8 protein-coding genes and 6 pseudogenes are annotated in these 7,486 nt (G+C 40.2%); 7 read left to right on the top strand and 7 right to left on the bottom strand.

The window, feature by feature from the left end; translation table 11 throughout:
- Positions 1 to 142: pseudogene (locus tag GOB58_RS12610) on the top strand (IS5/IS1182 family transposase); the annotation flags it as partial.
- Between the two features lie 40 nt (positions 143 to 182).
- Here the strand turns inward: GOB58_RS12610 and GOB58_RS13300 are convergent.
- On the bottom strand, positions 183 to 1,268 hold the full coding sequence (locus GOB58_RS13300; protein WP_173560426.1) for a glycosyltransferase: 1,086 nt from the start codon (positions 1,266 to 1,268) through the stop codon (positions 183 to 185).
- Between the two features lie 30 nt (positions 1,269 to 1,298).
- Entirely contained in the window at positions 1,299 to 2,624 is a 1,326-nt protein-coding gene (locus tag GOB58_RS12600) for a lipopolysaccharide biosynthesis protein (RefSeq protein WP_173560425.1), read from the bottom strand.
- A 295-nt stretch (positions 2,625 to 2,919) separates the two neighbouring features.
- On the opposite strand from GOB58_RS12600, the pseudogene GOB58_RS12595 reads away from it, so the two are divergent.
- Positions 2,920 to 3,037, top strand: a pseudogene (locus GOB58_RS12595) (IS5/IS1182 family transposase); the annotation flags it as partial.
- On the opposite strand, the pseudogene GOB58_RS12590 reads toward GOB58_RS12595, so the two are convergent.
- Positions 3,038 to 3,532, bottom strand: a pseudogene (locus tag GOB58_RS12590) (transposase); the annotation flags it as partial. It abuts the pseudogene before it with no gap.
- Here GOB58_RS12590 and GOB58_RS12585 point away from each other — a divergent pair.
- From GOB58_RS12585 to GOB58_RS12575, 3 genes and pseudogenes are all read left to right on the top strand, one after another.
- Positions 3,507 to 3,611: pseudogene (locus GOB58_RS12585) on the top strand (IS5/IS1182 family transposase); the annotation flags it as partial. The pseudogenes GOB58_RS12590 and GOB58_RS12585 sit on opposite strands and share 26 nt — an antisense overlap.
- Positions 3,612 to 3,759: 148 nt before the next feature.
- Positions 3,760 to 4,611 carry a hypothetical protein gene (locus GOB58_RS12580; protein WP_173560424.1) on the top strand — a complete coding sequence of 284 codons (852 nt, stop codon included), beginning with the start codon at positions 3,760 to 3,762 and terminating at the stop codon, positions 4,609 to 4,611.
- Positions 4,612 to 4,646: 35 nt separating this feature from the next.
- Positions 4,647 to 5,369 carry a nucleoside/nucleotide kinase family protein gene (locus GOB58_RS12575; RefSeq protein ID WP_173560423.1) on the top strand — a complete coding sequence of 241 codons (723 nt, stop codon included), beginning with the start codon at positions 4,647 to 4,649 and terminating at the stop codon, positions 5,367 to 5,369.
- Positions 5,370 to 5,491: 122 nt separating this feature from the next.
- Here GOB58_RS12575 and GOB58_RS12975 read toward each other — a convergent pair whose 3' ends face one another.
- Together GOB58_RS12975 and GOB58_RS13380 are read right to left on the bottom strand one after the other, a co-directional pair.
- Positions 5,492 to 5,734, bottom strand: coding sequence for a hypothetical protein (locus GOB58_RS12975; protein ID WP_198911795.1), 243 nt, complete (start codon positions 5,732 to 5,734; stop codon positions 5,492 to 5,494).
- Positions 5,622 to 5,855, bottom strand: coding sequence for a transposase (locus tag GOB58_RS13380; protein ID WP_408736586.1), 234 nt, complete (start codon positions 5,853 to 5,855; stop codon positions 5,622 to 5,624). The genes GOB58_RS12975 and GOB58_RS13380 overlap by 113 nt, the downstream gene beginning before the upstream one ends.
- 114 nt (positions 5,856 to 5,969) lie before the next feature.
- Between GOB58_RS13380 and GOB58_RS12565 the strand changes: the two genes are divergently transcribed.
- Positions 5,970 to 6,119 carry a hypothetical protein gene (locus GOB58_RS12565; protein WP_173560422.1) on the top strand — a complete coding sequence of 50 codons (150 nt, stop codon included), beginning with the start codon at positions 5,970 to 5,972 and terminating at the stop codon, positions 6,117 to 6,119.
- 58 nt (positions 6,120 to 6,177) lie between these two features.
- On the opposite strand, the gene GOB58_RS12560 is transcribed toward GOB58_RS12565, so the two are convergent.
- Together GOB58_RS12560 and GOB58_RS13005 are read right to left on the bottom strand one after the other, a co-directional pair.
- Positions 6,178 to 6,855, bottom strand: coding sequence for a dTMP kinase (locus GOB58_RS12560; protein ID WP_173560421.1), 678 nt, complete (start codon positions 6,853 to 6,855; stop codon positions 6,178 to 6,180).
- 95 nt (positions 6,856 to 6,950) lie between these two features.
- Positions 6,951 to 7,146, bottom strand: a pseudogene (locus tag GOB58_RS13005) (IS6 family transposase); the annotation flags it as partial.
- A gap of 53 nt (positions 7,147 to 7,199) precedes the next feature.
- Here GOB58_RS13005 and GOB58_RS12555 point away from each other — a divergent pair.
- Positions 7,200 to 7,486 (top strand): annotated as a pseudogene (locus tag GOB58_RS12555) (IS6 family transposase); the annotation flags it as partial.

Here is a 7,486-nt window from a genome sequence, read left to right as displayed (position 1 = left end):
TAAAAAGCGTCACCTGATCGAAAACATGTTCGCAAAGCTCAAAGACTGGCGACGGGTGGCAACACGATACGACCGCTGCGCTCATACCTTCATGTCCGCAATCCATATCGCCGCAAGCTTCATCTTCTATCTCAAAGAATGAGTCCTGAGCCTAATATTTAAAATATAAAAAATTCATAAATTCAATTATTTAAAATCATTTTTCTTATATGATTAACAACATTCTTTCCTGCGAGATCAAAGGCATGTTCACTAAATTTATTCGCGACAAATTCACGAGATTTTGTGCCATACTGAGAAATCAATTCGGGCTGAGCAAAAATCTCTTCAAGAGATTTTACAATATCATTCTCTATATTATCAGTTAATAAAAAACCTGTTTCATGATCTGTAATACTAAATGCTAATTCTCCAACAGGAGTTGCAATAACAGGTAAACCCATAGCCATAGCTTCATGGGCAGCGAGACACATACCTTCAAAAACAGAAGGCTGTATATAAATATCCAGCGTTTTCAAAAAAGCAGGGGTATTTTCACAATATCCCTTAAAAATGATTATATTTTCAAGGCCATAGTTTTTAACTTTTTGAGATAAAATTTCTTTTAATGGGCCATCACCTGCTATATCAACCTGAAGTCTGCTAATAAGATCAGGACGGCGCTGAGAAAATAAATAGATAGCATCAATTAATAATGCATAATTTTTTTGCTCTCTCAATCGTCCCATACTACCTAAGCGTAAAGGACGAGAACCATCCCAGTAAGATAAAATATGATCTGAAGTGTCGCAGTAATAAAGTGGCCACGTTACGATTTTGTTCGCGGGTATAGACATTTTACTTTGTAGAAACTGATCAACTTCAAATGAATCAGCAATCCATAATTGTGTCATACGACGCAGGAGATACGTGTATGTTTTTACCGTAGCGCTGTGCTTCCAGCTCACGACAGGAATTCCAAGAACTTTTCCTGAGATTTGCCCAACCAGCGTAGCTGCACTAAGAGAAGTCCATATAACATCTGGTCTGTCTTGGCGGAGTTTTTTTATAAATGCAGCCGTATAAATCAGTTTATTGCATTTACGGTTAAACATCACAGTGTAAGGGATACCTGCAGCATCCAAACGTGCCGCAGCTTTCATGTCTCGTGGTTCACAAGCTGTAACCTGAACTTCACAGCCATAACGACGCAACGTCTGTAAAATGGGAGGCATTGCAAATTCAGCCCCACCATTTTCAAGACTAGTCACAAGATAATGTATTTTCACGTGTTGTTTGTCCTGTATAATTCAAAAAAATTATTTTTTTGGAAAAAATAAGCCAAAACAGGCCATTACTCTTACGGAACTGACAGAGCACCATATAAACATAATAGCTGAGGACAGGACAGAAGCCTCAGCGGCGCCCCAAACACCAAAACGGTAAGTTAGCCCAAACAAGACAGGCATATAAATTAATATAGCTGTCGCTTTTCCCCACAAAACTGAATAGACCTTGTCCATAACCGTAAGAAGTGGCTCAAGAGGGACCACAGCAATATCAATTAATGAGCTTATAGCAAGAATGCTAATAAGCAAACCTCCCTGAGGATAGCGATGATGGAGCATATAATCCAGAATGTAGCTCCCTAGACCAAGAGAAACTGTAAGAACCAAAACGCTGAACACAGCGATTGTTATATAAATGCGTGATAAAGTATGTCTGAGTCCTTCCTGGTCCTTATTATCACGAAAGCGAATAAATTCAGGATATAAGGCAGGAATTAACATACTGGCTGGTTTTGCCATAGCGTTGGTAATCTGGGAAGCTACACGAAAAATAGCAGCATCAGAGGCTCCCATCCAGGCACCGATTAACAAAGTTGATATTTGTTTAAAAAAAGCCTGAAGAATTTCGTTAATACTTGTTCCTACAGTTAATTTCCAAATTCCAGGGATTTTAATTGTTGGAAAAAAAAGCTCTTTCCATGGGAAAGGCTGTTTCACTGACTGATGCACAAGGAAAAATGCAATGAAATTATAAATAATAAATAATATAAATTGAGTAAAACACCATAACCATACAAAATAATATAAACTGAATTGAAGTTTATACCCTATAAAAGTTCCAGCAGTGCGTGTCAGAGTTCCTATAAGTTCAATTGTTGTTGCTATTTTAAACCTATTAAGCAGACGTAATACACCAACTGGCCACCCTCTGTTCATTATCATTATAGTTAAATTACAAAACTCTGCGAGTTTTTGAATGCTATCTGGCCATTTCATCAAATGACTAAATAAAGAAATACCGATTAGCCCAACAATCATACCTGTCAGACCACTTAGCGCATCAGCCCGCATACAGAATGTTAGTATCTGATTGAATTTTTTATATTTTTTTTCTTTTAATGATAAGGTTCCATAATGAACCAGAGGCTGCCATGAGTGTAAATGTGTAATGTCAGAAATTAGTATAAGATAACTGGTAATCAGCAAAAGCTGACCAAAACCGTTCAGGCCAATAGTTTGTACGGTCCACGGAATGAAAATAAAACTACAAATAGCGTTGAGCACTTTTCCGATAACAATCACGGTTGTGTTGCTCATAATGCGTGAGAATGCTGTTTTTCCTTTTTCCTCCTTCATCAATCCGATACCCGCTTCGTCGTCATCATCGTATGCAGCGATGATAAGGAAAAATTTACTTCTTTGAAAGGTAGAAATATGTGCATTAAATTACACGTGAAATAGGGCATACTCTGATTTTCTCTGATGTTCCAGAACGTTCTGCCTGGCTATAGCGTGGCATGCTTTCAGTATCAAATCTGTTTTATCAGATAAAAAATCTGAAGAATTCAGAAAACCTCGATAAACGTCATTTTTAAACTGTCCGGGTATCGCAATATAAAAATGCGAGTTTATTGAAAATGTATCCGGCTTCTGGTCTGTTCCGGAACCATTTTTTCCGCAACCATCACATGTGGGCCGCCCCCGAAAATGGCCGCTGCGGCAGATCGTTGAGATGATCCTGTATTTATTACGCGGAGGCCTAGAGGGTGTTATGGACTTTGCGTGAGCAGGTTGGCTGCGTTTTTCAGCATTAGACCTGCGAAGGCGATGGTGTGCATTGCGGAGAGGGTTGAAGCACAGCGCTCGTAGTCTTTTACGAGCCTTCTGCACCGTGTTGCCTACGCGAACGATCTCTCCACGATCCAGCGACGGGGCAGCAAAACAAAACCCCGTTTTGCCTGCGGCAGCCTGATGATTTCGAGGGTGATACCCTGCTCCCTTGCGGCTTTTGCCGGTTTTGATCCGGTATAGCCCTGATCGGCCCATACCAGTTCAACGCTACCATCTGTTGCCTTCTGAAGGACTTCCGCAAGTGGACCGGTTTCCGCCCGGTCGTCTCTGTTTGCCGGGGTGACGTGCAGAGCCAGAAGATGCCCCAGGGTATCGACCGCCATGTGCAGATTCGATCCCTTCTTTCTTTTCGCGCCATCATACCCAGCGCGCGATCCACTCTCCGGTGTCGAACGTAATCTCGCATGGCTCAAGCGAAACAGACGCCTCGCAAAGGACTTCGAAAAAACTATCGCATCTGCCACAGCATGGCTCATTTCCGCAGAATACTGAGAAAAATTACTCAAACCTCTTTTTGAGGTAGACTCTAAGAGATATCGACTTTCGGTTGAAAATCGTGTTTTTGTAAGGAGATGAAGCGAGGTCGACATCTTGTTTTATCCAATTAAATCATTTTTGCTCTACTATTCGGATGCCCCATATGCCGTTTCAGCCTGATATTCCTTATGCTTCAGAGAACCTGATTACCACCCTTTTTAATAACATTATGGTGGATGATGATATAGACCTGAACGCAACGTATCCTTATCAGGCTAATACCGCATGTAATCAGGAAGAGCTTGAAGAGTGTTATCGTATAACATGGCAACTTTTGGCGCGAAGATCGAGACTACAGGAGTTTCGCCGTATTCTCATGAAAATAGCATTAAGACGGAAAGCTCTTTTTAAAGAACAGGAATTTTATAAAGAAATTCGAGCACAGTTTAAACATATGCGTTTTGGGTGCTCTAATTTTGATAGACGTCATATATATCCATGGCAGTTACATTTTATAACCTGCCAGATGGGTTTTTTACAGGATGCCTTTCGTAATGGACAACGCTTTAAAACTTTTAGAAAAGCTTTGCTTTTATGGGGTGCTTTACACCCATTGTTATTTAGGCAGACCTTAAAACGCCTTGCAGCTTTTAAACCTGCCACACCCGAAAATTTTAAAAATTTTCAGAAAAACGAATTAAAAAAAATTATTGACGTCCTAAATTTTGATCAAAAAGTTACAGGACATCAATTTCATTCACTTCGTAAAATTATAAGCCGTCGTACAGCTTATGTGGATACGTTACGAGTTATTCGTCCAAATAAGGAGCTTGATGCTTTATCAATCTTCCTTGCGACTATTAACGGACTAATGGGTGATATGCATGATGAGTTAATTCTCAGGCATATCACAGGGGATAGTAACTATAATAAAGAACAATTTCCGTTGCCTGATATTATTAATGTGCGTCTAAAAGCTTTGATTGAAGCTGAGCAGTTGTCAGAAAATTTATAAAATTTAAATTAATATAAAAGGGAAAACTTAATATAATGAATACATATTTAGAAAATCTAAATCCTATAAAAAATCGTAAAAATGCCGTCATTGCTGTTGTTGGGGCAGATGGAAGTGGCAAATCTACAATTGGCACTTATCTTTTACATAAAATGCAGGCTGAAACTCCAACACGTCTATGTCATCTGGGAAAGCAGACTGGGAATTGGGGACGTTTTATTGCGAAAATACCTTTTTTTGGTCAAAAAGCGGATAAAAAAATTCTTATAAAATCTTCAACGGCACGTTCAGAAAAAGGCGCTACAGCTTTTACAGCTATTATTATTTTTGTTTTATCAATGCGCCGTGTATTTCGTTTTTTGAAAATGCGTTTTTGGCATAGCCGAGGATATACAATTCTGACAGACCGTTATCCTCAAACTTCTGTGCCTGGGCCTATGGATGGTCCTGGTCTTGTATGTCGTTCTCCTTCAGGAAATTTTGTTAAATATCTCACCTGGCTTGAACAAAAAATTTATGAACGGATGACATCTTTCAGACCGGATATTGTGATAAGATTAAACGTTGATTTAAAGACTGCCGCAGCACGTAAACCAGATCATCGTTATGAATCTTTATCACGAAAAATCGCAGATGTTCCATTTTTGAATTTTAATGGTGCACCTATTGTTGATTTAAATAGTACAGATCCTCTTGAATTAATAGAAGAAAATTCATGGTTAATTGTACAGAAAATTTTAAATTTATATGAAAAATGATTATTTAAAAAAGATGTATTTCTCTGAAGTTACTGATTTGTCCTGCCATCAGGGCGTCTGTGACTTTGTAATCCGAAACCTGGTCTCCTGTGAGGACAAAGCCGAGAGGACGTCCCTGATTGTCACATCGGGCATGGATTTTGCTCGTAAAGCCGCCGCGTGAGCGACCAAAATCCTCTGAATGATTCCCCTTTTGCCCCGGTGGCTTGTGAATGGGTACGAACCACTGTGCTGTCGACCATATGCTGCCATTTATCGGTCAGGCTGAGGTCTACCAAGGTTTGCGGCAGGGCATCCCACAACACCCTGTTCGGCCCAACGGCGAAACCAGACATAAACCAAATTCCATTTGCCGTAGCGCTCATGCATGTCCGGCCAGAGGCATCCAGTGCACAGGATGTACAGTATGCCGTTGAGAAAACGGCGATTGTCTTCGGCTGGACGGGCCCAACGACCACACTCCGGCAGCAGAAGCGGACCAATCATCGCCCATTCATGATCCGTCAGATCACCTCGTGCCATACCTGTTCTCCCTGCCTCCTTATCCCACAGGCAGATCATATAGATCCTTTGTCAACATGACCTAATGCACGTAGCGACATGATGACACGTATGAACACCATGATGAAGGGTTTAACAGACGATGTTGCCGCAAAATATGCTGAACAAATGGCTGCGCAGTCCTCAGATTTTGATATAAAAATACAACAGGATCTGAGAAAAACTTCTACTAAAGGCTTCCTCAAGTAAATGGCTAGTTTTTTAGTAATCCTCCTAAATAAAATACTTTTAAAATTTCATGAGATAATTATGTTATATATTTTTCTATCGCTTTAATAATATTATCTTTAACTATGGCATAATCTTTCCTAGCATCTATTTTTTCTATACGTGCACCATCAAAACTCAAAGATCTTGTTTTCTCTATTTTTTCTGCCAAAAGATCCGGGTTATGGTCTGATTTACGTGATATAGCAGTCTGCAAATCAACATCAAGAAAAAATATAACGGTTGGATGTACACTAACCATTTTTTTGTACAAATGCTGTTCTATGTGAGCCAGCCATTTGATTAATGGGTTATTTGTAGCTGCAACCGATAAACCAGGACCATCACAACAACCCGCCAGCTCAACCTGAGGGTAACGATCTGTTACAACCTGAATATTTTTACTTCGCGCTTTTAATACCTTTTGAAAAGCACAAAAGCGTTTATACGAAAACATAAATACAACTAATGCTGTAAAAAACCCCGGGACACGCTCACCTGGTGTCCGGATTTTCTTAGCTTTACGAGATAAAATACGTTCCAAGGTTTTACCTATAACAGGCCATTTTTGTATACGACGACCAAGGTCACCAGAACCAAGCCCCAGATAAACCAAACTTGTTTTGCGTTTTGTATTTAGAAAGGCCGTGATTTCTGCAGATAATGTAGATTTTCCAGACCCATCACACCCGATAAATGCAATAATCGGTGTAGACATACGACTATGTTTTGTATCGACCACAGAGCTTGTCACAATTAATAAAAACCATCGTATATTATAAAAAAAAAATTATATCTCTTTTTTCATTTTAATCAAGGAGCCACAGAGTTCCATTGGGCGAAAACCTGAAGACGATGGATATGCTTGCTCAGGGCTGATGATTTTTTTGCGGGTGGAACAAAGAGGTTATGAACAGCAGAGAAAGAGCAGGCACCCGTCTGGGGATCGAAATTTCTGCATGACTTTCTCGCGCTTTCGTAAAAGCAGATGTGAGTTTTTGGCTCTGTTGCAAACTTGATTTCCTTGCCTGAAGTCACTTTTTTTGGTGTGGAGCGGTTGTCATGAATGATTTCAAGGGTCGTCATTTTCATTGTGAAGTGATCCTTTGGGCATTACGTTGGTATTGCCCAAAGGATCAGCTATCGCGACCTTGAAACCATGTTGGCCGAGCAAGGTGTGGGCGTTGATCATTCCACGATTTACCGCTGAGTTCAGCGTTTGCACTGGTATTGGAAGCGTCCCGGCTTTTCTCGCAGATGGCGTGTTGATGAGACTTACATTAAGGTGAAAGGTCAGTGGAGTTATTTGTACCGGGCCGTTGATAAGGACGGTGATACAATTGATTTCT

This window comes from Acetobacter thailandicus (assembly GCF_011516655.1).
Taxonomy (GTDB): domain Bacteria; phylum Pseudomonadota; class Alphaproteobacteria; order Acetobacterales; family Acetobacteraceae; genus Acetobacter; species Acetobacter thailandicus.
This window is presented reverse-complemented; position numbering and strand designations above follow the sequence as displayed.

Bases quoted from the DNA above. Each gene is read 5' to 3' on its own strand.
- GOB58_RS12565 (WP_173560422.1), top strand. From the start codon at position 5,970: ATGATGACACGTATGAACACCATGATGAAGGGTTTAACAGACGATGTT.
- GOB58_RS12975 (WP_198911795.1), bottom strand. From the start codon at position 5,734: ATGAGCGCTACGGCAAATGGAATTTGGTTTATGTCTGGTTTCGCCGTT.
- GOB58_RS13380 (WP_408736586.1), bottom strand. From the start codon at position 5,855: ATGATTGGTCCGCTTCTGCTGCCGGAGTGTGGTCGTTGGGCCCGTCCA.
- GOB58_RS12580 (WP_173560424.1), top strand. From the start codon at position 3,760: ATGCCGTTTCAGCCTGATATTCCTTATGCTTCAGAGAACCTGATTACC.
- GOB58_RS12575 (WP_173560423.1), top strand. From the start codon at position 4,647: ATGAATACATATTTAGAAAATCTAAATCCTATAAAAAATCGTAAAAAT.
- GOB58_RS12560 (WP_173560421.1), bottom strand. From the start codon at position 6,855: ATGTCTACACCGATTATTGCATTTATCGGGTGTGATGGGTCTGGAAAA.
- GOB58_RS12600 (WP_173560425.1), bottom strand. From the start codon at position 2,624: ATGAAGGAGGAAAAAGGAAAAACAGCATTCTCACGCATTATGAGCAAC.